Below are 24432 nucleotides of genomic sequence, written 5' to 3'. Positions count from 1 at the left end.
CCTAGTCCTTCATCCCGGAGGATGCCATCGTCTCAATGATTTTACTTTGTGAAAATACGAATAACGTAATCGGTACGCTCATTAATATTAATGCGACCGCTGCAGCCGCGCCTGCTCTCGCTATGCCCCCGTAAATAATTTGATTAGCGGCAAAGTGAAGACTTTTCAGCTGCTCGCTATAGATAAAGCCATTCCCGTCACTGCCCCACAGGATTTGAAATTGAAGAATAACGAGTGTCAGCCAAGCTGGCTTTACATTCGGCATTACAATCGTCCAAAAGATTCGATACTCGCTTGCTCCATCTATTTTTGCTGCTTCTAGTAGTGCATCCGGCATTTGCTCCATAAACTGCTTCATTAGATATAGACCAAGTGAATAAGAAAACGCAGGGACAATAACAGCCCAATACGTGTCAATTAAGCCTAGCCAGCTCATTACCATATAGTTCGGAATCGCTGTAACTGCCGGTGTAAACATTAGAGAAAGCACAACGACTTGGAACAACGACTTTTTACCTGGGAAGCGATGCTTCGCAAGCGGAAAGGCAGCTGCTGAAGCGAAGATCACATGCCCAATGACACCGGTTAACGTAATAAAAACGGTATTGAATATATAACGGCTAAACGGCACCCATGACTCACCGAGCAAATTTAACAAATCACTAAAGTTATTCAATGTTGGGTTTCGTACAAATAAGGTCGGTGGGAATAAAAAGATCTCGTCTAACGGCTTAAATGCGTTATTAATGGCATACACCAAAGGCAAAACCATGAAAGCTCCAAAGAAAGCTAATACTGTAAATAAGCTAAAGCTTCCCCAGAACGAGCGATTTACCCTTTTAGTGCGCAATTTGAAAGAAAAGGGCATGCTCATTCACCTACCTTACGTAATAGTTTTTGCACAATAAGGTTCGTGCTCAGCATGATGATAAATAGTACGGTAGCAATCGAAGAGGCAAAGCCCATCTCAAAGCGTGTCGTACCGTAGTCGATCAGATGTGTAACGATCGTTTCAGCGGCATAGTTGACGCTTGGAAACCCTGCTAAGGCAATCGATACATCCGATACTGCAAGTGAAGTCGTGATCTGAATAACAGCGCCGAACATAAGCTGCGGACGCATCGACGGCAGCGTAATGTACCATAGCTCCTGCCAGCGATTACGAATGCCGTCCACTGCTCCAGCCTCATACAATGTGCGGTCAACCGTCTGAAGTCCTGCGATAAAGGCAAGGAAGCCTGTACCGAGGGACAGCCACAGCTGCACAATTATGATGATGGCTAATATATACTGCTCTTCCTTCAACCACTGAATCGGCTCCATTAGAATACCGAGCTTCAATAGCAGGCCGTTCATAATGCCGTAGCGATCACCGGAAAAGATCATCAGCCATATGAAAAACACATTGCCCGAGATCGAAGGTGCGTAAAACACAAGCGTCATAAAGGCACGCAGCTTCGGGGACAGCTCATTAATGATCCATGCAAACACAAAGCAGGCAATGTAACTGACCGGGCCTGTAATGACAGCAAACAGTATTGTATTTTTTATAGCGATTAGAAAGATATCATCCTCAAGGAACAATCTAGAGTAGTTGTGCCAGCCAATAAATTTAGGAAATTCAAGCATATTAAAGTACGTAAAGCTTAAAACCATGGACATAATGACCGGCAACACCGTAAATACGGCAAAAAGTATCATATAAGGCGCGAGAAGCACATAGGAGTGCTTGCTCTTTTTTATTTCGCTAACCTTTAAGCTCCACCAGTTAGACATGCCGCAAGCCCCTCCTTATTGTGGCAAGCCAAATTCTTCGCGCTTGTTCTCGATTTCGTCTTGAATGTATTCCACATAGTCCATTAGCGCCTCCCGTGCTTCGACCTCACCAATCACGGTTTTGTAGAACGCGTTGAATAGATGACGACCAGTAAAGTAGCCTCCTGGCACCTCTGGAATACCGACCACATGGTCGAACTGCTCCTTCAGCTGTTCATAGTCAGCAACTGGCCATGGAAGACTATCAAGTGCATTAATATTCGCTGTAGGATAGCGCGCGGCTGCTCCCATTAGCCCTTCCATCTCGCGGCCAAACTTCGCCTGCGTATCATCACTCGTCCACCACTTCATAAACTCCCAAGCAGCTTCCTTATCCTCTGCGCTTTCTAGCATCATGACTGCCGAGCCACCACTAGGCACCTGGTTATTAATCGTTCCATCACGCTGTACTGTACCTGGAATAGGTGCAAATCCCCATAGTCCACGGATTTCAGGCGCGAAAACCGTCAGCTGATTATAAATCGTATAGTCTGCAATACCGATTGGCATTTCTCCTGTACGGAAGCGATTGGCGAAGTCATACTCACGCTCCAGCTTGTAGTCGGTGTAATATTCCGTCCACTGCTTAAAGGTTTCAATCGCGACGCGCGAATCTAGATCCGACTCTTTGCCATCGTTACGGTAGAATTGACCTCCGTTTTGGAACAATAGTGCAGCGTATAATGAGTTTGGCGGAATATTTTGGCCTTGAATCGCGGCCTGCTGAACCTGTGGCAATCCAAACGCCATATGATTTTTGCTCAACACAGCGAGCATCGCAGATACTTCATCCCATGTCTTTGGAACCTCTAGCTCCAGCTCCTCCAGTACATCCTTTCGATAAAACAGCATATTGAATGTTTGCTGCTCTGGCAGCGCATAGACGCCGTTTGTATACTGATATGGAACGACTGCGCTGCTGCGGAAGCGTTTAGCTACTTCAGCATAATCGGCAAATTGGGTTAGATCCGCTGCTGCATTTCTCATCGCAAAGTTAACGGGTATGTCATTGTCGATCTGCATCGCGACATCAGGTCCTTGACCGGCAAGCGTTGCTGGGAGCAGTGTGTGCATCTGGACTAGCTTCAGATTGACATTAATTCCCGTCTGTGAGGTAAAGGTTTCGTCAATCATCGCCTTCATCGTATTGGCTTGATCTCGACCGCTTCCGATCCATACAGTAATCGTGCGCTGATCCTTTTGATCGGATACGTTTCCAATACTGTTGTAGTCAATAAAGAAAGAGTTGAAGAACGTTTGCATTTCATGCTTCAGCTTGGAAGCAACACTTAAGCCCTGTACCTTCACCTTTGTATCTGGTGAGCTTAAAATAATTGCATCAATCTCAAGCGGGTGCTCTCTTGCCTGCTGCACCCAAGTTCCTAGACCACCAGTATTGGTTTTGTAATCGGTTAGCTTGCGATGAATATTGTCTGGCTTTTCAATCATCTCGCCAAGCTGAATGGCCATTGATTTCAATAGTGCTTCTTGATCACTTGTTCCTCCTGCAAGCTGCTTTAGATGAGCAGCTACATCGGTTAAGCGATCTCGTTCAAAGGTTAATGTTTCTATTAAATTAGGGATCTTACTAGTTAGCTGATAGTCTCGATATTCATCAGGCTTCGTACCCGTAATCATCAGAATGCTACGATATAGCGAGTTCAGCTCATATAGGGAGTCCTCCACCTCTGAGATCAGCTCTGCAAAAGGTCCCAATGTATTTTCCAAGCGGAGCGTATGCTTGCCAGCTGTGAAGTAGTAAAGATAAGGCTCATCATCCTCACCTAGCGTGTCAAGACGATATCCGCTTTTATACTTAAACCCGACTTGATTCATTTCCTCAAAAGGTACGACTCCGTCAATGTAAAGCTTTCGAGTGGAGTAGATTCCTCTCACCCAGTTTTGCTGCGCAATAAAGGACAGCTCATATAGACCATCCTCGGGCACATCGATCTCCCACTCGATCCATTGACCAGGCAAGCGCCAATTGTAGCCACCTATCGTATTTATTTTGATTAGAGAAGCGCTATACGGAGATACCGCTGCACTAGTACGTTCGCTCACAGGATATAACGTCGGAGATGATTTTTTAATTGCTGCCTCGCCTTCAATTCGAAGCTCTATCCCTGAGGTCATTTGAATGCCTTGCTGCTCATATTGCTGCTTAAGCTCGGCATAGCTAGGCAGTGCTGGCTGCTGCTTCAAACGAATCTCTTTTATAACGACAGGCTCGCGCGAGGCTTGAAATGACAACGTATGTGTTCCTTTTGTAATATAAAATTGGAACGGCTCTGTTATGTAGCCATTGGAATCTTGAACTACCTTCGTTGTCCACTCTGGATATTCCACTTGTCGTGGTCTCAGCTCATTGCCTTGATTATCAACCTTGATCGTGTCCAGCTCATTGTTCCAAATCCGGTCAAACTGAATAAACTGCGCCTCTTCAAACGGCACTTTCCCGTCTAGCTTCACAATGCGCTCGATTGCTGAGCTTTTGCCCGCAACCGGATAATAAAGCAGCTCCATCGTATATAGACCACTTGCTGGTGCTGTAAAGCTCCACTCGACCTCACCCGTCTCTCCTGTCCATAATGAAGATCCTTGCATTCCTTCAAAGCTATCAAGCACTTCAAAGTCGTCACCGAGCAATCTCGAATATTGTGCTGCATCAATAATAATGTCTTGCTCAGCCTTTGGTTCATGTTCATACTGCGCGATATAGGCGGCGTAGCTATTCTCACTATGACGCAGCTTCCCTTCATACGGAGTTGTAGCAGCTGCATCCAACGGTTTGTTATCAGAAAGCAAATTTAAGATAATAAGTACAGCGCATAGCAAAACAGATACACCAATCACTATTGCAACCGACTTAGGGTTTCGATGCTGACGGTTCACCACATTACCTCCTCAATCCCGCCTCTAAGCAGAGTTGTCTGGAAAGTACTTGATAGTTAGTTGATCCAAACGGAGCCGCTACGGAGCAAAGCGTTCTTCCACTCGCGTTTAATGCCTGAAGCCTGATTCCTCTAATAAATAAGGTAGAATCAGGCTTCAAAGGCGAGCACTGTCGTTTTTCTGAATCTCATTGCTTCTTCGCTCACTATGAGCTTGAGCTAACTATTGAAGATGTCTACTTTTCAGAGAACTCTAATACTACATTACTGACCTAGCTTCGTTAAAGACTCTGCTGCAGGACCTTTATAGGTTTCAGCTGCCGCAGCTGGTGAAATTTGATTCACGACAACATCATTGACAAATGCCCACGTAGGGAAGTCAGGGAATGCTTCATCTACAGTAATTAAGCCTGTGCCTGCAATATGATCACGAAGCATCATAACGTCATCCTCATAGCTATAAATGCTTTCAAGATAGTCTTGTCCTGGGTACTCCTCAAGCATTGGAATATCGAAGGTTTCTTCGAAAATTTGGTAGACCAGATCAGGGTCCTTTACACCTTTACCAATAAATTTGGCTGCAGCGGCTGAATTCGCATAGGTGTAAGACGTTGTTTGGTCTGGACCTTTTGGAATTGGAACTATACCGAATTCAAAGTTCAAGCCTCCAAGGTTCCATTCCGCAACCGTGAACATGGCAACATCGCCTTCTTTGAAGGTATTGGATTCCTCCCAGTTCATCGGATCGCCAGTGCTTACTTTTACAACCTTATCTACGTTATACAGCTGGTTCAAAAACTCTGCAGTTTTAATAGAACCAGGACTTGTTAATCCCTCTACTAAATTCTCTTCATCTACGATGTGAACGCCGTTTGATACTGCAAAATGCTTATATGCATCAACCGACCATGCTGCGAAGCCCCATACATCATTTTTCCCATCATTGTTTGTATCCTTCGTTGCTGTCTTAGCCAGCTCTAAAAACTTATCCCATGTCCATTCCCCACGCTCATATAGCTCCTTAGGATCTTCTAGATTGAGCTCCTTGAATAGATCGCGATTGTAGTGAAGACCTGCACCGATTGCGACCGGATTATCAAAGCCATAGTAGTCGCCCGCTAGCGGGGAGTACTTCGTTAGCAGATTCGCTTCATTGTTAATGTTGTGGTTTTCATTCGTAAACTCACTAATCGGTAGAATAAGTCCTTTATTAATAAGTGGAAGTGCTGCCTTATACTCGAGCTGTACAATATCAGCGAACGGCTCACCCGCTAATACGCTGTTCGTAAAGTTTGGAACCATTTCTTCAAATGGCACAGTTACAAATTCAATCTTTACGTTGTATTTCTTTTCAACCTCTTCGATTTTCGCTAAGCGGTTAATATCAGATTGTGTTGTGCCCGCTGGTGTTAGATCCCACCAAGCAGCAATTTTAATGACGCGACCACCGAGATCATATGTCTCTTCTTCTACTGTCTCTGATGGTTCTGGTGTTGCTGTTTCCTCGCTTACTGGCGATGGTGATGGTGTTGGTGTTGCATTTCCTGAGTTGCTATTCCCTCCGCTGCAAGCAGATAGAACAACCATGAAGCAGATCAACAAAAATGAAAACCCTTTCAATTTACGCATTTTTTAACCTCCCATTTTTATTGTTGTTCCAGGTATGCAATAACAAAATAGGACAAATGAAGTTATACTATGAAGAAACTAACCATCATAACAAAACAATAATTGTTATGTTTGTTATTTTGTTAGCGCTTCCTTACATAACAAATATTAACATGCTCATAACATTTAGGTCAATAAGCAAAATAAAAAATAATAATTTATCGCATTTCACAGCAAATAGTGCGTTCTCTAAGAATATTATTGCAATAACGAGAATAACATGTTATGTTGAGGATAACAAAAATAACAAAAACGGAGAGTTGTGGTATTGTGCGGAAAAAGGTTACCATTCAAGAAATCGCAGATGCAACTGGCCTGTCTAAATATGCTGTCTCTAGAGCATTAGCAGGTAAATCAGGAGTAAGTTCAGAAACCAGGCAATATATCATTCAGACTGCAGAGCATCTAGGTTATTTCTCCACGAGGACGATCACTCGTCAGCAGTCGGCACCTCCGCCTTCCAGTGATGGTAGCTGGAGCGGCACTGTGCTTATTCTATTCCCTGACGTTCGATATCAAAATACAGATTCATTATATTGGGGACCGATTTTCAATGGTATATCCTCAGCATTGAATAAAAAAGGCTTTAATATTTTAACGTTAACGGAGCCTAGTAATGATTCGATCTTTACCTTGCTCAATCCAGGAGCTATACAGGGCATTATATCCGTGGGTTCCATATCTACATCTCTTCTGCTTGAACTAAAACGAAGCAGCATTCCGGTCGTTATGGTTGATCACAGCGATCATGAATTTGTATGCGATTCTATATTCAGTGACAACATGGGAGCAATCTCGCAAATTATGAATGAGCTATGCCGAGCAGGATATCGTCGCTTTCAATTTATCGGCAATATTCAAGAAGCGCCTAGCTTTAAGGAACGCTGGATTGCTTTTCGAAATGCACTAGAGGAACGCAATATTCCACTGAAGCAAAATTCACGATTAATTTCCGAGGAAGTGGAGGATATCCACACGGTCATTCCTAAGGTGCTTGAGGAGGATGGGCTGCCAGAGGTTTTTGTATGTGCTAATGACATCTATGCTGATTTTACGATAGAGGCATTAGGACATGCTGGCTATGAAGTACCGCGTGACTGCATTTTTACAGGCTTCGACTATACTCATCCAGGGCTTCCGCTATATGCAACGATGAATGTTAAGAAGGAGCTTTTAGGAAAGCGCTCCGTTGAGCAGCTGCTATGGCGCATTATGAATCCTGATCAGCCGTATGAGCGAAAGCTGTTGCATGCTGATCTAATGGTTAATAAGCATTTTTCTAGCATTCGGTCCTAGACTTAACAAAAAGCCGCTCTACACTTTTACAAGCGTAGAGCGGCTTAAATTTATTTCTTAATGTCTGTAGCTTAAACCATTACTTTGCAAATATTGTTGCTTAGCTCCACTGGATCATCAATGGATAGACCCTCGATGAGCAGCGCCTGGCTGTAAAGAAGCTGTGTATAGAGACCAAACTTCTCTTGATCCTGCTCGAAAGCATTTTTCAGCGCACTATAAACTTCATGATTAATGTTAATCTCAAGCACTTTATCTGCTTTAACGCCGCCTGCATCAGGCATCGCTTGAAGAATCTTCTCCATCTCGATGGAAAGCTCACCTTCAGAGGACAAGCAAACAGGGTGGCTTTTTAGACGCTTAGAAGCTTTTACTGCTTTTACTTTACCATCAAGCAGCGAGCTCATACGCTCAAACAACTCCTTCGCTTCCTCATTCTCCGCCTCGGACTGGTCATCGTTCTCGTTTGCCTCAAAGCCAAGATCTCCACTTGCTACGTTGCGGAATTCCTTCTCCTTGTAATTCGCAATAATTTTTATCGCGAACTCATCGATATCATCGGTTAAATATAGCACCTCATAGCCTTTATCTAACACGACCTCCAGCTGTGGGGATTTTTCAATACGTGCAACAGATTCACCCGTAGCATAATAAATATATTTTTGCTCCTCAGGCATACGTTCAACATACTCAGCAAGGCTGACCTGCTTTTTGTCCTTGGAGGAGGTGAAGATCAACAGATCCTGTAGATCTCCTTTATTCATGCCATAATCATTATAAACACCAAATTTTAGCTGACGGCCAAATGCTTCGAAGAACTTTTCATAGCTCTCACGCTCGTCTTTAAGCATGGACTGCAGCATTGATTTGATTTTGTTTTTAATATTTTTAGCGATCAGCTTAAGCTGACGGTCATGCTGCAGAAGCTCACGCGAAATATTAAGCGACAGATCCTCAGAGTCAACCATACCCTTCACGAAGCTGAAATAATCAGGCAGCAAATCTCCGCATTTTTCCATAATTAATACGCCATTGGAGTACAGCTCAAGCCCTTTTTCGAATTCCTTCGTATAGTAATCGTAAGGAGCGCTTTCTGGAACAAATAAAATCGCATTATACACAACCGCACCATCAGCACTAATATGTACATGCTTTAGTGGCTTGTCGAAGCCATAGCGCTTATCCATATAAAATTGGTTGTAATCTTCATCGGTTAGCTCGCTTTTGTTACGGCGCCAGATCGGAACCATACTGTTGAGTACTTGTTCCTCTGTCACCTCCTCAAACTCACCCTCTGCATCTGCTTTCGGCTTCTGTGTCGTCATATCCATTTTGATCGGATAACGGATAAAATCAGAGTACTTTTTAACGATAGCCTTTAGGCGATAAGGCTCCAAATACTCGTCATATTGCTCTTCCTCTGAATTTTCCTTAATATGCATTACAATTTCAGTACCTACTGTGTCCTTCTCAGCTGACTCAATCGTATAGCCGTCAGCACCAGCAGAGATCCAGCGGTATGCCTCTTCACTTCCTAGTGCTCGTGAAGTAACAACGAGCTTGTCTGCAACCATAAATGCAGAATAGAAGCCAACACCAAATTGCCCAATAATGTTATGCCCATCTTGAGCTTCATTTTCCTTTTTAAATGCTAGTGATCCACTTTTCGCAATTACGCCAAGGTTGTTGTCTAGCTCTTCCTTGGTCATCCCGATTCCTGTATCAGTAATCGTAATCGTGCGAGCGTTAGCGTCTACAGCAATTTTAATGAAATAGTCTTCTTTGTTGAATACGAGTGTGTCGTCTGTTAATGCTTTATAGTAAATTTTATCAATAGCGTCACTAGCATTAGACAGAAGCTCTCTTAAAAAGATTTCCTTCTGTGTATAAATGGAGTTAATCATCATCTCCAGCAATCGTTTAGATTCTGCTTTGAACTGCTTTTTAGCCATCGTCGATTATTTCTCCCTTCAACCCATAAGTTGTTAGCACTCAGTATGCTAGAGTGCTAATCTTATAAAATATATACCATACTATGAATTTAGTTGTCAACGAGCTGTGTTATATGCATGAAGCAACGTATACCGCTCCGGTCGTACATGGTGAGCCTCACGCAGCGCCTGCTCAGCCAGCTCCTTAGCTATGCCTAGCTGCTCAATCGTTGCCGGACCTCCCACTTTAGCCAGTAACGCTCTAAGCTCTTTATCGGTTGGTATATCGTTGATCCAGCGCTTAATTTCTTGCCAATGATTACGTACCGATTCACGAACGTCAGGCTGAAGTCCAAAGTCCTCTGCCGACAATTGATGGTACAGCTCAGCAATCATCGTACAGCTTACCCCAACCTTCGCGCCGTGCAGCAGCTGTCGTTTTCCCTTCTTAATGAAGTCCATTTCCCAGTAATGAGAAACATGGTGCTCAGCCCCAGATGCGGGGTGAGATTTTCCGAATATAAGCATGGCAATGCCTGACTCGATTAAACCGCTCATCAAGCTGGCAATTCCTTGTTCCTCTCCTTGCTCAATCAGCTCTACTGCACCTACACATCTATTAAGGGCTTGCTTTGTAATGATATAAGCCTGCTCCATATAGGGCTCTTCATTCGTTATTCGCCCGAACGTCCAATCGAACAATGAAGTATACTTTCCTAGTATATCGCCAAAGCCAGCGGCTATAAGTTCTCGAGGAGCTGACTTCAATATATGTAGATCGGCAAATACTGCATTCGGCCCGCTCGATACAATCGTTTTCTTCTCACCCCGCAGAATAATAGGCGCTCCTTTAGAGTTGAAGCCATCAACAGAAGGAGCTGTAGGAATGGATATGAAAGGAAGCTCGAGCGTATAGCCTACCATTCTCGTAATATCATGAATTGTTCCACTGCCTACTGCCACGAGCACATCCGGTGGGTGCTGCTTGACAGCTAATATTAATTCCATAAGTGATTGCTCATCCGCGACGACGTCACCTACATGATTCGGTGTTATGAACACTGTATTCACCCGGTCTACCTGCTGCTCTGCTAGAAGTCGCTCTAGCTGCTTTCCTGCTACGCGATAGGTATTGTCGTCTACAACGATCATGACCGATGAGAAGCCCTTCGCGATATATGAAGCTGCCTTACCTAACGCTCCCGCTTCAATTATGATCGTATCCATTCCGATGCTCTCTCTAGTCCCCTGGTCTAATCCATTCAATATGGAGATGATGCTCTGTTCATAGCGCACTGCTTCCCCTCCTCAGTGACTCTAATAAATAAATAGATAAATAATAGGAGGTCTACAGCTATATCGATCACTGTGACCTCCTACCATTATAACGTTATTTATCTTATAATTTCCATTCTATTAAGTGCTAAAGCCCCGTATGGAAGTAGCCATCAATTTTATAAACCTTCTGCTCAAACGTATCCTTATCCTGTACGGTTAGCAAATAATTCGTGTATTCATTGACTACAACAATCTCCTGTAGCAGAAGGCCATTTTCAGCATTACCAGGTGCTACCTCTATCGGACTCCCGTCAACTTCATAGATAAGAGATACAATTGAATATTTGTTTGGCATAATGCGAAGATAAGGCTGTTGGTATGGATTATCTACGAAGAAGCTTATAATTCCCTCGTATTCCTCACCATAACCCTCAATATAATAATAAATCGATTGATATTCCTCCATTGCCATTCCAGGACCACCAAAGGATAGGGCTACTGGCATATCGGTCTGATCGGGAATAGTCTCAATGACCATTGAGAATACCTTTTCGCCAAATTGACTATGATTCATCGTTACAGAAACGATAAGATAATCTGAACTATCAGGATATAATGGATATCTGATCATATTACCCTCAACCTCATGTATCTGCTCAGGCCCTATTACCGCAGATGAGATGATGAAATCTTCACTTGGGGAATAGATTCTTAATTGTGACTCCTCTAGTACAGTAATTGGTCCACTAATATTTAGAAGTGTCGAATCACTAGCATCGCGTGAGTATGGGACAGAGACGTATTCACCTTCCTCTATTCCAAAGTCAATGATCAACGGATATGCAACATCATCCCAGACTTGCGGCATTACTACATTTCCGTGCAGCGTGAATGTTTCATTACCATAGATAGGATGGGACATGTTAATCTCTATGACTAGCTCTGATACTTCCTCATGCAATGTCCACATGTAGCGATCAACACCACCTTGCAAGCTCTGCCCGTTTATCGTAACTGCTAGTATAGTAGCATCAGTAACATTGGGAGTTATCACGAGCTGATCTGAACCTTGAGCGACCAAGGCTTCACCAAGCAGAAAGCTTAATGATTCCTGCTGACTCACGCTATAGCCTAACGTCTTGTTATACCCATGTAACATGTGCTCTATCGTAAATGGTGCTGCTTCATCCTCCCAGCTCGGCGGTGGTTCATACGACACGATGCCACGAAGCGTCAGCTCTGCGGACCCATAGCTTGGATGGTACACGTCAATCAACGCGTAAAGGTCTGATTGCATCGCTGATATATTCCAAACATAGCTGCCATTAACCTTTTGTACGTCCACACCATTTATCGTTACCGCTGTAAGATCAGCACCTGCTACATTCGGAGTAAGAATTAATTGAGCATTGCCTTGGGTGACGAGCATCTCGTCTAGCATATAGCTCAATGCTTCCTGACCAGCACTGTAGCTTAGTGAAGTTCTTTGACCATCCTGTACATACTCCACTACAAATGGTGCAGCTTCGTCTTCCCAGCTTGGCGGTGGTTCATAAGATACGATGCCACGAAGCGTCAGCTCTGCGGGGCCATAGTTTACGTGATTAACCCTAATCGTTGCCACGAATTCTGCGGACATCGCCGGCAGGTTCCATACATAGCTGCCGTTCACTTCCGCTAACTCTTCATCGTTAATCATTACCGAGGTAATTTCAGCACCGGCAACACTCGTTGTAAAGACGAGCTGATCATCTCCAACTGAAACGATAGTCTCATCTAGTCGATAGCTTAGCGTCTCTTCAAGCGTGTAGCTTAACGCTTCTCTGCCGCTGTATAGAACATACTCGGCTGAGAATGGTGTCACTTCGTCCTCCCAGCTTGGCGGTGGCTGATACGATACGATACCGCGAAGCGTCAGCTCTGTTTCCGCTGGATTATAATCTGGATGATACACGTTAATCAACGCGTAAAGATCTGATGACGATTCAGGTAAATCCCATACATAGCTGCCATTAACCTTTTGTACGTCCACACCATTTATCGTTACCGCTGTAAGATCAGCACCTGCTACATTCGGAGTAAGGATTAGCTGTGCATTGCCTTGTGTGACGAGCGTATCGTCAAGCATATAGCTCAATGCTTCCTGACCAGCACTGTAGTTTAGTGAAGTTCTTTGACCATCCTGTACATACTCGAGTGCGAATGGTGTAGCTTCGTCTTCCCAGCTTGGCGGTGGTTCATAAGATACGATGCCACGAAGCGTCAGCTCTGCGGGGCCATAGTTTACGTGATTAACCCTAATCGTTGCCACGAATTCTGCGGACATCGCCGGCAGGTTCCATACATAGCTGCCGTTCACTTCCGCTAACTCTTCATCGTTAATCATTACCGAGGTAATTTCAGCACCGGCAACACTCGTTGTAAAGACGAGCTGATCATCTCCAACTGAAACGATAGTCTCATCTAGTCGATAGCTTAGCGTCTCTTCAAGCGTGTAGCTTAACGCTTCTCTGCCGCTGTATAGAACATACTCGGCTGAGAATGGTGTCACTTCGTCCTCCCAGCTTGGCGGTGGCTGATACGATACGATACCGCGAAGCGTCAGCTCTGTTTCCGCTGGATTATAATCTGGATGATACACGTTAATCAACGCGTAAAGATCTGATGACGATTCAGGTAAATCCCATACATAGCTGCCATTTATGTTATCTAGCTCTTCTCCGTTAATCGTTACCGCTGTAAGATCTGAACCTGCTACATTCGGAGTAAGAATTAGCTGTGCATTGCCTTGGGTGACGAGCATCTCGTCAAGCATATAACTTAATGCTTCCTGACCAGCACTATAGCTTAGCGCCGTACTCTGACCATTCTGTACATACTCGAGTGCGAATGGTGCAGCTTCGTCTTCCCAGCTTGGCGGTGGTTCATACGATACGATGCCGCGAAGCGTCAGCTCTGCGGGGCCATAGTTTACGTGATTAACCATAATCGTTGCCACGAATTCTATGGACATCGCCGGCAGGTTCCATACATAGCTGCCGTTCACTTCCTCTAGCTCTTCATCGTTAATCGTTACCGAGGTAATTTCAGAATCGGCTACGCTCGGCGCAAAGACGAGTTGATCATCCCCAACTGAAACGATAGTCTCATCTAGTCGATAGCTTAGCGTCTCTTCAAGCGTGTAGCTTAACGCTTCTCTGCCGCTGTATAGAACATACTCGGCTGAGAATGGTGTCACTTCGTCCTCCCAGCTTGGCGGTGGCTGATACGATACGATGCCGCGAAGCGTCAGCTCTGCGGACCCATAGCTTGGATGATACACGTCAATCAACGCGTAAAGGTCTGATTGCATCGCTGGTATATTCCAAACATAGCTGCCATTAACCTTTTGTACGTCCACACCATTTATCGTTACCGCTGTAAGATCAGCACCTGCTACATTCGGAGTAAGGATTAGCTGTGCATTGCCTTGGGTGACGAGCATCTCGTCTAGCATATAGCTCAATGCTTCCTGACCAGCACTGTAGCTTAGTGAAGTTCTTTGACCATCCTGTACATACTCCACTACAAATGGTGCTGCTTCGTCTTCCCAGCTTGGCGGTGGTTCATACGATACGATGCCGCGAAGCGTCAGCTCTGCGGGGCCATAGTTTACGTGATTAACCCTAATCGTTGCCACGAATTCTGTGGACATCGTCGGCAGGTTCCATACATAGCTGCCGTTCACTTCCTCTAGCTCTTCATCGTTAATCATTACCGAGGTAATTTCAGAATCGGCTACGCTAGGTGTAAAGACGAGCTGATCATCCCCAACTGAAACGATAGTCTCATCTAGTCGATAGCTTAGCGTCTCTTCAAGCGTGTAGCTTAACGCTTCTCTGCCGCTGTATAGAACATACTCGGCTGAGAATGGTGTCACTTCGTCCTCCCAGCTTGGCGGTGGCTGATACGATACGATACCGCGAAGCGTCAGCTCTGTTTCCGCTGGATTATAATCTGGATGATACACGTTAATCAACGCGTAAAGATCTGATGACGATTCAGGTAAATCCCATACATAGCTGCCATTTATGTTATCTAGCTCTTCTCCGTTAATCGTTACCGCTGTAAGATCTGAACCTGCTACATTCGGAGTAAGAATTAGCTGTGCATTGCCTTGTGTGACGAGCATCTCGTCAAGCATATAACTTAATGCTTCCTGACCAGCACTGTAGCTTAGCGCCGTACTCTGACCATTCTGTACATACTCCACAGCGAATGGTGCTACTTCGTCCTCCCAGCTCGGTGTCGGTGTTGGTGTCGGTGTTGGCGTCGGCGTCGGCGTTGATGTCGGTCTCGGCGGCACCGGCACTGGAGTGCTTCGCTGTTGATTTCTTTCTTCTTCTAGTCGACGCTCCTTGTCTGAATTAAATCTATTTTTTTCGTCTTCATTTAAGGATTCAAGTAATTTCTGCATAGCCTCATCAACTCGTCGTTGTCTCTCTTGTTCATTCTTTAGTCGCTGTTCTTCCATCTTCCTCTCTATTTCTTTTAATAAATTTCCATTGTTTTTTTTCGCTCGTTCCAACTGCTCTTGCATTTCCTCAGTTTTTCTCTGTAGCTCAAAATCGTATCGATTATTAGGTAATCTAGTATCTAGATTTCCATCTAATTCCCTTTCTATTTGACCGTTTACAGATTGTATAATCTTTTCAAGCTCATCCTCCATTGCTTCCTTATCATTTTGTGATATCAAATTTTTATTCAACGCGGCTAATAGAATTGCGCTAGTCAAATTTCGAATATTGTTTTGAATCACCTCATCTGATAACGGCAGTTGAGAATCGGAGCCTTGAGATTGTTGCAATCTTTTAAGCATCTCTTCATTTTCCCGCTGTATCTTTGCAAGATTGTCCAATATGCTTCGCATCGTATCAGGTGATGTTTGTTGCAATAACTGCTCTAATGATTGATTAGACATATTGCCGATCATATTCCCGGAGTCTGGATTGTGAAAGAATATTTGTGCAGGATAGATTTGCTGCGGCTGTTGATCGCCATCGTCCTTCGATTGCATTTGAATAATACCAGATAGTAAGCCGATTACGGATTCGCCCGTATTGGGATCTATTCCAACAAAGAAGTTAGTTCCACGAACGCCCATAATCGCTGTCGGTGTTTCCAGCTGAAATTCATCATCCTTCGTAGCAATGGATTTCACATCCACCCAAGCTTTACCTTTTTTCATCTTTACTTTCGTTGTTGTTCCATTCTTCGTGGATAGCTTACTAAAGGTTACCGTTGAGTTGCTTTCAAGAACTAACGTATCATCTGTTGAAGTACCGTTAGAAAACTTCAATTCAACACTGCTCTTGCTTCCGGTTGTAACGACATCCCCTTCATTTAAGCTCATGTTCTTAAAGCCCTTTAGCGTTTTCTTACCTCCGGACTTTTGAACCTCTACCGTTCCTTCTATCTTAGAAATAATGGCAACGCGTGAAGTAGCTGCATCAGCAAAGCCTACTCCCGTTGTGAGTGTCACCACAGCAAAGATAAACGTTAAAGCTATAATTAAGCCTCTTCTCATCGACGAACCTCCCTATCATTCTATAAAACTAGCTTTGAAATAATGGCGAACGAACAACAACATGCTGTTGCTGACGATCCCACTGCACATCATAGCCAAGCTGCTCAGCAATAAAGCGAACTGGTACTAGCAAACGATGATCTACAACAATGCCTGATGCGTCCAACGTTTCAGTTCCTTCGCTCGTCTGCTTAACGATAGACTGACCATCTTCAGAGAAGAGATAGGAGAGACTAGAGTTAATCGTCACTCTTACTTGACTGCTTTGCTTATCAACGTGGATACGATAGCCGAAATGTTCCGCAAGTGCGCGTAATGGGACATAGGTACGGCCTCCCTGAAGCTTAGCCGCGACATCTGAAACAAGCAGCTTTCCTTCAACCATAACGTGAATATTACCGTCCTCGTCGTGCGCTTGCTGCTCATAGCGCTGAATAACGCGAAGTCTGTTGTTGCTAGAATCCGTTACAAGTAACGTACCGTCTGAACGCTCAATGACGTCGGTAGGCTCATTCAGCTCAGCTGCACCTATAACGCCATCTGACTTACCACTCTCTTCCTCCTGCCCTGCAAGCGTATAAACTATTCCATCAGCAAGAAGTCTTATCACATGATTGTTACGATCAGCGATGAGCAATGAACCATCACTAGCAACAGATATCCCTGTCGGAGATGAGAATCTTGCCTGTTCTGCCTCTCCATTGGCATATGCGCCAGGTGCATAAAGTGCGTTACGTTCGTACTCACCACCACCTGCCACTGTCTTCACGATGCCTTGTTCAAAATCAATGTACCGAATCCGTTGATTGCCAGAATCGCTTACATAGAGATTTCCAAGCTCATCGATGGCAAGCCCAGTTGGTTCATTGAATAATGCCTCGGAAAGTCGACCATCCTTGAAATCACCAGCCTCGGTTACTACCCCTGGAAAATATTCCACGACGCGCTCTGAACGTTTATTTAATGTCGTAACTGCGCCATTTGCATCGATTTTTCGTATCACATGATTTAGTGTATCAGCGACATATACGTTTCCTTTGTGATCTACTGCTACATCTGAAGGGCTGTATAGCTTTGCTCGCTCACCTGTCCCATCCTGAAAGCCGATCTCACCATTACCAGCAATCGTCTTCACTATGCCATCAGTAGTAATCATACGAATGCTATGATTCCCGCTATCAGCAACATAGATATTGCCTTGTGCATCTTGGGCTAAGCCAGCTGGTTTATTGTAAAAAGCGCTATCATTGTTACCGTCATTGTAGGCTCCAATAGGGAAGCCTTGTTCATCGAAATCTAGAATAAGTCCACTATAGCTTGTCACTTGATTACGAGATAGCAACCTAAGCAGATGGTTGTCACTATCGCTTATTAATATCCCTCCATTATTCAGCTCAATAATAGAAGCTGGTGTGTACAAGCTAGCAGCTTGGGCTGCTCCGTCACTATAGCCAGGTTGATTCTGTCCGGTTAGCGTTCGGATTTCATAGAGGTTTTTTTCCTTTAACACCGCTTGATTCGCCGCTGCAGTCATCGGCATCAAGAAGCAAGCACCGCAGGCTGCCCATACGATCCCTTTCAATAATTTGTTCTTCATTCATTTATCATCTCCCTTATTTAATTTATTTCGCGCTTCTTTACTCGAGACTTGCAAGGCTATACATAGCTTACGATCGAATCAAGGTCGTTTCAGTAACCTGGCTCTCATTTTGCTGAATCTTTCTTTAGATCGAGCAGCTCATATATTTGGATTGGCTGTGATTTCCCCTTAAATAGTTTTTGCTCTCCTTCGCCATAGATAGCATGCTCTGAGGTTTGCTTATAGACCTCCTCGGATACGAGAATTTGCCCAGCAGTTGTTCCTGACTCAATTCTTGAGGCGATATTGACGCTATCACCAATCGCTGTATAGTCCATTCTTAAGTAAGAGCCAATATTGCCAATGACGACATTCCCCGTATGGATGCCGATACCAATCGCCACTTCCACACCGTACTTCTGCAGCAGCTCCTCACGGATTGGCTTCATATTTTGCTGAATATGATACGCCGTATAGACAGCCATTTTCTCATGCTCTTCTACATCGAGCGGTGCATTAAACAGGATCATTGCAGCGTCACCGATAAATTTATCAATCGTGCCGTGAAACTGTAGTGCAGTATTCGTGATCATCGTAAACTTCGTATTCAGAATGTCGACCACTTCAGTAGGTGTAAGCTTCTCAGATAAAGCTGTAAAACCGCGAATATCTAGAAATAGTATCGTGATTCGCTTAGAGATGCCCCCTAGCTGTATATCCATGCCCTGGTCAATGATGCTTTTCACGAGATCTGGCGATATATAACGGCCGAATTGTCGCGTAACAAAGTTTTTCTGCTGCTGCTCCTTGTACGATTTCAAAGATACGTTAAAGATATAAGCTATAACAATGGATGCGATTAGATAGACCATGCTCATTTGATAGTTAAACTGCTTGAAAAGATAGAGCTGAAGCATGTAGATGCCAATAATCGAGCTAACAGCAACGATAAACGTATATTGGTTTCTGAAGCGCCATGGCAGCCACGTAAATAATAAGAATGCAATGATTATGACAGCTAGCTCAAGTGCGTTCGGTGCAAATACGATCGCTGAGCCTTGAAGGAGCTGATTCGTAATGTTGGCATGGACATACACCAGCTTCATGTCACGCGCTAGTGGTGTCGGTCCAGAATCTTGGCCACTGTCACCAGATAGTCCTGTCGCGGTCATGCCAACAAATACAATCGCATCCTGGAACGTTTCTGGAGGGATTTCACCATAGATCACATCAACAAACGATACGGTTAAAAAATCCTCGGTCACGAGGTTGTAATCGATGGTCATCGTATTCTTCGCAATAGGATCACTTGTTTTTTTACGATCTGTCCAATCCTCATATTGCGATAGGTTTGCACCTGCCATCTCGGCAGCCTTATAGGCTAAAGAGGGGATAACGTCTCCGTCTGGAGACTGCAGCTTCAGCCACGTTTGCCGAATAATCCCGTCGTGACTTACGACACGGTTAATATGCGCATTTTCGGTATGCTCAGAAAATAAAGGATAAGCGTAATCGACAGCATAGGTTTGCAGATATTGATCCGAGCTCACTGTCGTAGTGCGGAAAACATCCCCTGTCGTACTTGCAACAGCGGGAAGTATAACATTAGGGTATGTAGCCAGTGCATCGGCGAAGATAGCATCACTGTCTTCTTGACTTGGATCGCTGAACACAATATCAAAGGCGATTGCATTAGGCTCAAAGTCAGGCTCATTGATCGTAGCTAGCAGAGAGGCATATATCGAACGATCCCAAGGGAACATCCCAAGCTCTTGTATGGATCGATCATCAATGGCAATAACTACGATATGTGGATCAGGATCATGAGTGGCTGTTTGCTTCATATTATGATCAAACATCATAGATTCAAGCTTCTGGAAGGTATGTAAAGAATAATTTAGTAGAATTGTAATTAGAAGTAACAGATTAACAATAATAAACGTATTGCGTATAGGTGCTTTCAATATACCGCCACTTTCTATACATTTTTTTGCAGAACACTACTATTCTATTATTAAACCTCGGACACCTAACGTCAATAAAAAGCTTAGTATATTTGCACTATTTTCCTTGAATAAATAAAAGCGAGACCCCTTGTTATAATAAAACAATAACAATAGATCTCGCTTAAGCTATTTTACTATTCTTACAGCTGCACGATGACCTCGATTTCAACTAGCGCATCCTTAGGCAAACGTGCAACCTCTACAGCGCTACGAGCTGGGTACGGCTGTTCAAAAAAGCTTGCATATACTTCATTGACTGCTGCAAAATCATTCATATTCTTCAAAAACACTGTCGTCTTAACAATTTGGTTCATCGACGCACCTGCTGCTTCAACGATTGCCTTCACATTGTTAAGTGATTGCTTCGCCTGCTCAGCAGCTGTTTCTGGAAACTGATTCGTAGCAGGGTCCATTCCTAATTGCCCTGACGTGAATAGCAATTGACCAACCTGGACCGCTTGAGAATAAGGTCCAATCGCTTGCGGTGCTAGATCTGTATGCACTGCTTTTTTCATAATTGCACGACCTTTCTATACAAAACTTAATTTCATTCTACTTTTTTCTGACTACAACATTATAGCTTATTTTTCGGCTTGCGGAAAATAATAGGTGCTACGATGACAGCTAAAATGAGTAGAATGATGCCCAGCATTAAAAATAAACCGTATTCCTGTAGCCATAACGGGTATGCCTTCAGCTCTTCAAATACTATGCCTCCAACTGTGGGACCAATAAAACCGGCAATACCAGTTATCGCGGAGAACACAGCGATATATATAGGCCGCTCTGCTTTTGTGGAAGAGCCAATCATAAAAATAAAGATTTGTTGGTTATAGCTTCCTAAGCCGAAGCCAAGAAATGCATAAATCATAATAAGTACGAGCAGCTGAGGTAGAACGTTCATCGTACTCCAAAGCAAGGCAGCGGCAGCTAAAAACGGCAGCGAGCCAATGAGAAGCGCTCTTTCACTTAATCTGCGAGATAACAGCCCGCACACATAAAAACCAGCCATTGACGTAATCGTCTGCAGAATAACTAGATTCGCAACAGTTGCATAAGGCACGCGCAGTACGTCAAGCATGACATACGAAAAAAACGGATGCGTCATCGTCACGACAAGCGTCCACATCGTTAAAAACACAAGCCCTTTAAAGAAGGTACGATCGCGAAATGGGCGCAGCACAAATGTACCTAGCTTCATCCCCTCACTTTTTTCAAAATGAGGATTCGGATATTTCGTCATATATATAATGTTCATAACGACCGTCACAGCAGCAATGGCATACATGATGTTGAAGCCCCATGCACCGGGGTAAGCATCAATAATTACTCCCGTAATATATAAGCCTGTGCTATTTACAGCACTTGTTAGCACGTTTCGAATACCGAAATATTTACCTCGCACTTGATTAGGAACCATATCAGAAATTAGCGAGGGCCAGATGACTCCTGCAAACGCGTTTACAACAGCATAAATTAGAAAAATAATGATAAACGTAACAAGCCATAAATCCTTGGGAAATATGAATGGAATAAGTCCTGTTGATAGTCCAATTAGACGATGAGCCGATGTAAAAATTATAAACGCGCGTTTACGATTGACCAACCTTTGCATATACATCGCTGCTACAACCTGCAGCAAATTCGCTAACGCTGGAATCGCCAGTACGATTCCTATCTGCTTCGAATTTGCTCCAAGATATAATAAGTATGCGGTTAGAAATGGGCCAGTAAGCATGGTGAGCAGCAGCATTGCCCACATGCCTTCGACAACGGCCACTTGCATGCCTTTCCGATACGATGATTTGGGTTTATCTTTTATTAGAAATTGAAATCGCACAATATAGCCTCCCTAAGCTGTAGATCATTAGTTAATATGAGCGGTCATACGAATATGAGGTATTCCATCCTCCATATAAGGCTCCGACTGTACAGTAAATCCAACCTTTTCATAAAAATGCTGCAAGCGTTGCTGTGCAGAGATCGTGATCGCTTTACCGCCCCAATGCTCCTTAATAAAAGCAATCCCTTTCCTTACTAGCTCTTCACCATTGCCAGTTCCTCTGAGCACAGGTGCAATAATGACTCTACCTATCGAATAGCTGTCTTCATAGCTCACGCCATAATTCAATAGCCTGCAATATCCGACGAGTTGATTGTGCTCATTTCTCAGCTGTAGATGATAGGCGTCTAAATCCTTATTGTCGCAGTCAGCATATATACTTTCCTGCTCCACGACAAACACATCTGTACGAAGCTTTATGATCTCATATACTTCGATGTTGCTTAATTCATTAAAATGCTTAATGCTCCATTCCATGCTGCTAGACTCCTTTTTACATTCAATTACAGTTGTAAATTATCATCATACACTGGTTATGCGAAAATTCATATTGTAATGTGTATGTTTTTTCTGTTTTGCCTTAAAAAATTTAATCACGTATACTATGGAAAGCTACTACATAAGGAGTGGGACGATGAAGTCATTATTGAAAGAAAAACTCAGCCGCCTAGCTCAGCTTGCCGTTATCAGTTCGATAGCTTTGCTGATATTACTAGTTACGGGCTGTAGTGTTTTCCTAGACGAGCCTCGCAGCAGCAATAGCCCTGCTATTGAGATTGAGCAATCAAATAATGAACGTTTAACCTCGTTTGACGAGGTTGCTGCTTACATACGTGCAAACGGACAGCTGCCAAGTAATTTTATTACGAAGAATGAAGCAAAGAAACTAGGCTGGATTGCAGCGGATGGAAATCTGCATGACGTTGCTCCAGGAAAGAGCATTGGCGGCGACCGCTTTGGCAATCGTGAAGGTTTACTTCCTAAAAAGGAAGGAAGAATATGGTATGAGGCGGATATTAATTATGAAGGCGGTCATCGCAATGCGGACCGAATCGTCTTCTCTAATGATGGACTAATCTATATGACGACAGACCATTATAAAAGCTTTACAGATATTACAGATGAGGTGGCAACAGAATGAATAAAACAATTGAGCTTAAGCTCTCTCATATTAAACAGTATGATTCGGTGCATCATTGGCTTGCAGCACAGCTCGAGCTACCAACGCATTATGGTCATAATCTAGATGCCTTATGGGATTGTCTCACTGGTCATATTGAGCTTCCTATAACAATCTTATGGAATAATGATTGTCAGGATCAAACAGACTATTCGAGTATTACTGATCTCTTCGAGGAAGCATCCGGTGAGGTAGATGGGCTTGAATTTGGTTATGTACTAGAATAAATATCTATCTGAATTTGGAGGAATAACAACTATGCGTAAACAACCATTCCAATTCGGCATTTACACACTAGCTGATTTGGGGAAGGATCCTCATACTGGAGTACAGATTACTCCCCATGAGCGCGCACGACAAATTGTTGAGCTTGCGAAAATGGCTGATCAGCTTGGCCTCGATGTTTTTGGTCTTGGAGAGCATCATCGTTTGGACTATGCAGTGTCATCTACTGCAGTAACATTGGGAGCCATTGCGCAAAGTACAAGCAATATCCGATTAACAAGTGCAACAACGATTATAAGTACTGTTGATCCCGTCAGATTGTATGAAGATTATGCTACACTTGATCTGCTATCTAATGGTCGTGCTGAAATTATTGCAGGCAGGGGTGCGTTTTTCGAATCCTTCCCGCTTTTCGGCTTCGATCCTGAGGATTATGACGCGCTGTTTGAGGAAAACACGGAGCTCTTCTTGCAGCTTAACAAGCATGAAAAACTAACGTGGACAGGTCAATTCCGTCCAGCATTACATAATGTTGAAATCGCACCTCGCCCCTATCAATCCGAAATTCCTTTATGGATTGGTGTAGGTGGAAGCATCTCAAGTGCTGAACGTGCAGCTCGATACGGGCATGGCATGGCCATTGCAATTTTAGGCGGTAATGTTACATCTTATCAGCCATTAGTGGAAGCTTACCATCGTATGGCAACCAAGTTAGATCGACCATCTGAACATCGTCAGGTCGCAGTAACAGGCCACACTTTTATCTCTGAGAATGCTAAGGATGCTCGTGAAATATATTATCCTTATTACGAAAATTATAAAAACTATGTCAATGCACAATTAGGAAAGCAGCAACAGTTTACAAGGGAGCAATTCGATCAAATGACAGAGCTGCAGCACGCGCTATTTGTGGGCAGCCCTTCAGAGGTCGCAAGTAAGATATTGCTGCAATACAAGCTGTTCGGTCATCAGCGTTTTCTCGCACAGCTGGATATTGGCGGTATGCCATTCGACCTCGCTGCCAATAGTCTAGAGCTGCTAGCAACGAAGGTCATTCCAGAAGTTCGTAGACAAATCGCGCAATACGCTTAACTTATACCAAAATACATAATTTACTGCTAGGCAGGTCAATTATGTATTTTTTTCCGCCC

General features: G+C 43.8%; 16 protein-coding genes. 4 read left to right on the top strand and 12 right to left on the bottom strand.

The genetic code is table 11. The annotated features are described in order from the left end of the window. Position 1: 1 nt before the first annotated feature. From NSQ99_RS21585 to NSQ99_RS21570, 4 genes are all read right to left on the bottom strand, one after another. Positions 2–874, bottom strand: a complete 873-nt coding sequence (locus NSQ99_RS21585; protein ID WP_251671465.1) for a carbohydrate ABC transporter permease — start codon at positions 872–874, stop codon at positions 2–4. Then, positions 871–1776, bottom strand: a complete 906-nt coding sequence (locus tag NSQ99_RS21580; protein ID WP_251671463.1) for a carbohydrate ABC transporter permease — start codon at positions 1774–1776, stop codon at positions 871–873. Before NSQ99_RS21580 ends, NSQ99_RS21585 begins: the two co-directional genes overlap by 4 nt. 15 nt (positions 1777–1791) lie before the next feature. Next, entirely contained in the window at positions 1792–4710 is a 2919-nt protein-coding gene (locus NSQ99_RS21575) for an extracellular solute-binding protein (protein WP_340839055.1), read from the bottom strand. Positions 4711–4973: 263 nt separating this feature from the next. Then, complete coding sequence (locus NSQ99_RS21570) at positions 4974–6338, bottom strand: ABC transporter substrate-binding protein (protein WP_251671459.1); 1365 nt, start codon at positions 6336–6338, stop codon at positions 4974–4976. Positions 6339–6647: 309 nt separating this feature from the next. Between NSQ99_RS21570 and NSQ99_RS21565 the strand changes: the two genes are divergently transcribed. Beyond that, positions 6648–7673 carry a LacI family DNA-binding transcriptional regulator gene (locus tag NSQ99_RS21565; protein ID WP_340839054.1) on the top strand — a complete coding sequence of 342 codons (1026 nt, stop codon included), beginning with the start codon at positions 6648–6650 and terminating at the stop codon, positions 7671–7673. 71 nt (positions 7674–7744) lie between these two features. On the opposite strand, the gene htpG is transcribed toward NSQ99_RS21565, so the two are convergent. From htpG to NSQ99_RS21525, 8 genes are all read right to left on the bottom strand, one after another. Beyond that, positions 7745–9625, bottom strand: a complete 1881-nt coding sequence (htpG, locus tag NSQ99_RS21560) for a molecular chaperone HtpG (protein WP_340839053.1) — start codon at positions 9623–9625, stop codon at positions 7745–7747. Between the two features lie 96 nt (positions 9626–9721). After that, positions 9722–10900 carry a sn-glycerol-1-phosphate dehydrogenase gene (locus NSQ99_RS21555; RefSeq protein WP_340839052.1) on the bottom strand — a complete coding sequence of 393 codons (1179 nt, stop codon included), beginning with the start codon at positions 10898–10900 and terminating at the stop codon, positions 9722–9724. A 127-nt stretch (positions 10901–11027) separates the two neighbouring features. Continuing rightward, positions 11028–16448 carry a FecR domain-containing protein gene (locus NSQ99_RS21550; protein WP_340839051.1) on the bottom strand — a complete coding sequence of 1807 codons (5421 nt, stop codon included), beginning with the start codon at positions 16446–16448 and terminating at the stop codon, positions 11028–11030. 28 nt (positions 16449–16476) lie between these two features. After that, positions 16477–18045, bottom strand: a complete 1569-nt coding sequence (locus tag NSQ99_RS21545) for a stalk domain-containing protein (RefSeq protein ID WP_340839050.1) — start codon at positions 18043–18045, stop codon at positions 16477–16479. 107 nt (positions 18046–18152) lie between these two features. Beyond that, on the bottom strand, positions 18153–19991 hold the full coding sequence (locus NSQ99_RS21540) for a CHASE2 domain-containing protein (protein ID WP_340839049.1): 1839 nt from the start codon (positions 19989–19991) through the stop codon (positions 18153–18155). 182 nt (positions 19992–20173) lie between these two features. Next, a complete protein-coding gene (locus NSQ99_RS21535; protein ID WP_251668383.1) occupies positions 20174–20548 on the bottom strand; it encodes a RidA family protein in 375 nt (124 codons plus the stop codon). Between the two features lie 59 nt (positions 20549–20607). After that, positions 20608–21873: an MFS transporter gene (locus tag NSQ99_RS21530; RefSeq protein ID WP_340839048.1), complete on the bottom strand. Its 1266-nt coding sequence runs from the start codon at positions 21871–21873 to the stop codon at positions 20608–20610. A gap of 27 nt (positions 21874–21900) precedes the next feature. After that, positions 21901–22353, bottom strand: a complete 453-nt coding sequence (locus NSQ99_RS21525) for a GNAT family N-acetyltransferase (protein ID WP_340839047.1) — start codon at positions 22351–22353, stop codon at positions 21901–21903. A 157-nt stretch (positions 22354–22510) separates the two neighbouring features. On the opposite strand from NSQ99_RS21525, the gene NSQ99_RS21520 reads away from it, so the two are divergent. The 3 genes from NSQ99_RS21520 to NSQ99_RS21510 are packed head-to-tail and all read left to right on the top strand — an operon-like array spanning position 22511 to position 24373. Continuing rightward, positions 22511–23017, top strand: coding sequence for a ribonuclease domain-containing protein (locus NSQ99_RS21520; RefSeq protein WP_251668376.1), 507 nt, complete (start codon positions 22511–22513; stop codon positions 23015–23017). Beyond that, the gene (locus NSQ99_RS21515; RefSeq protein ID WP_251668374.1) at positions 23014–23283 is read left to right on the top strand and encodes a barstar family protein; all 270 of its coding nucleotides are present in this window, start codon (positions 23014–23016) and stop codon (positions 23281–23283) included. Before NSQ99_RS21520 ends, NSQ99_RS21515 begins: the two co-directional genes overlap by 4 nt. A gap of 31 nt (positions 23284–23314) precedes the next feature. After that, positions 23315–24373: an LLM class flavin-dependent oxidoreductase gene (locus NSQ99_RS21510; protein WP_340839046.1), complete on the top strand. Its 1059-nt coding sequence runs from the start codon at positions 23315–23317 to the stop codon at positions 24371–24373. Positions 24374–24432 lie beyond the last annotated feature (59 nt).

This window comes from Paenibacillus sp. FSL W7-1287, from assembly GCF_038004245.1.
In the GTDB taxonomy this organism is placed as follows: Bacteria; Bacillota; Bacilli; order Paenibacillales; family Paenibacillaceae; genus Pristimantibacillus; species Pristimantibacillus camelliae.
Note: the sequence above shows the minus strand (reverse complement) of the source record. Positions and strands in the feature narration are given on the sequence as shown.

Bases quoted from the DNA above. Each gene is read 5' to 3' on its own strand.
- NSQ99_RS21585 (WP_251671465.1), bottom strand. From the start codon at position 874: ATGAGCATGCCCTTTTCTTTCAAATTGCGCACTAAAAGGGTAAATCGC.
- NSQ99_RS21580 (WP_251671463.1), bottom strand. From the start codon at position 1,776: ATGTCTAACTGGTGGAGCTTAAAGGTTAGCGAAATAAAAAAGAGCAAG.
- NSQ99_RS21570 (WP_251671459.1), bottom strand. From the start codon at position 6,338: ATGCGTAAATTGAAAGGGTTTTCATTTTTGTTGATCTGCTTCATGGTT.
- htpG (WP_340839053.1), bottom strand. From the start codon at position 9,625: ATGGCTAAAAAGCAGTTCAAAGCAGAATCTAAACGATTGCTGGAGATG.
- NSQ99_RS21550 (WP_340839051.1), bottom strand. From the start codon at position 16,448: ATGAGAAGAGGCTTAATTATAGCTTTAACGTTTATCTTTGCTGTGGTG.
- NSQ99_RS21545 (WP_340839050.1), bottom strand. From the start codon at position 18,045: ATGAAGAACAAATTATTGAAAGGGATCGTATGGGCAGCCTGCGGTGCT.
- NSQ99_RS21535 (WP_251668383.1), bottom strand. From the start codon at position 20,548: ATGAAAAAAGCAGTGCATACAGATCTAGCACCGCAAGCGATTGGACCT.
- NSQ99_RS21525 (WP_340839047.1), bottom strand. From the start codon at position 22,353: ATGGAATGGAGCATTAAGCATTTTAATGAATTAAGCAACATCGAAGTA.
- NSQ99_RS21520 (WP_251668376.1), top strand. From the start codon at position 22,511: ATGAAGTCATTATTGAAAGAAAAACTCAGCCGCCTAGCTCAGCTTGCC.
- NSQ99_RS21515 (WP_251668374.1), top strand. From the start codon at position 23,014: ATGAATAAAACAATTGAGCTTAAGCTCTCTCATATTAAACAGTATGAT.
- NSQ99_RS21510 (WP_340839046.1), top strand. From the start codon at position 23,315: ATGCGTAAACAACCATTCCAATTCGGCATTTACACACTAGCTGATTTG.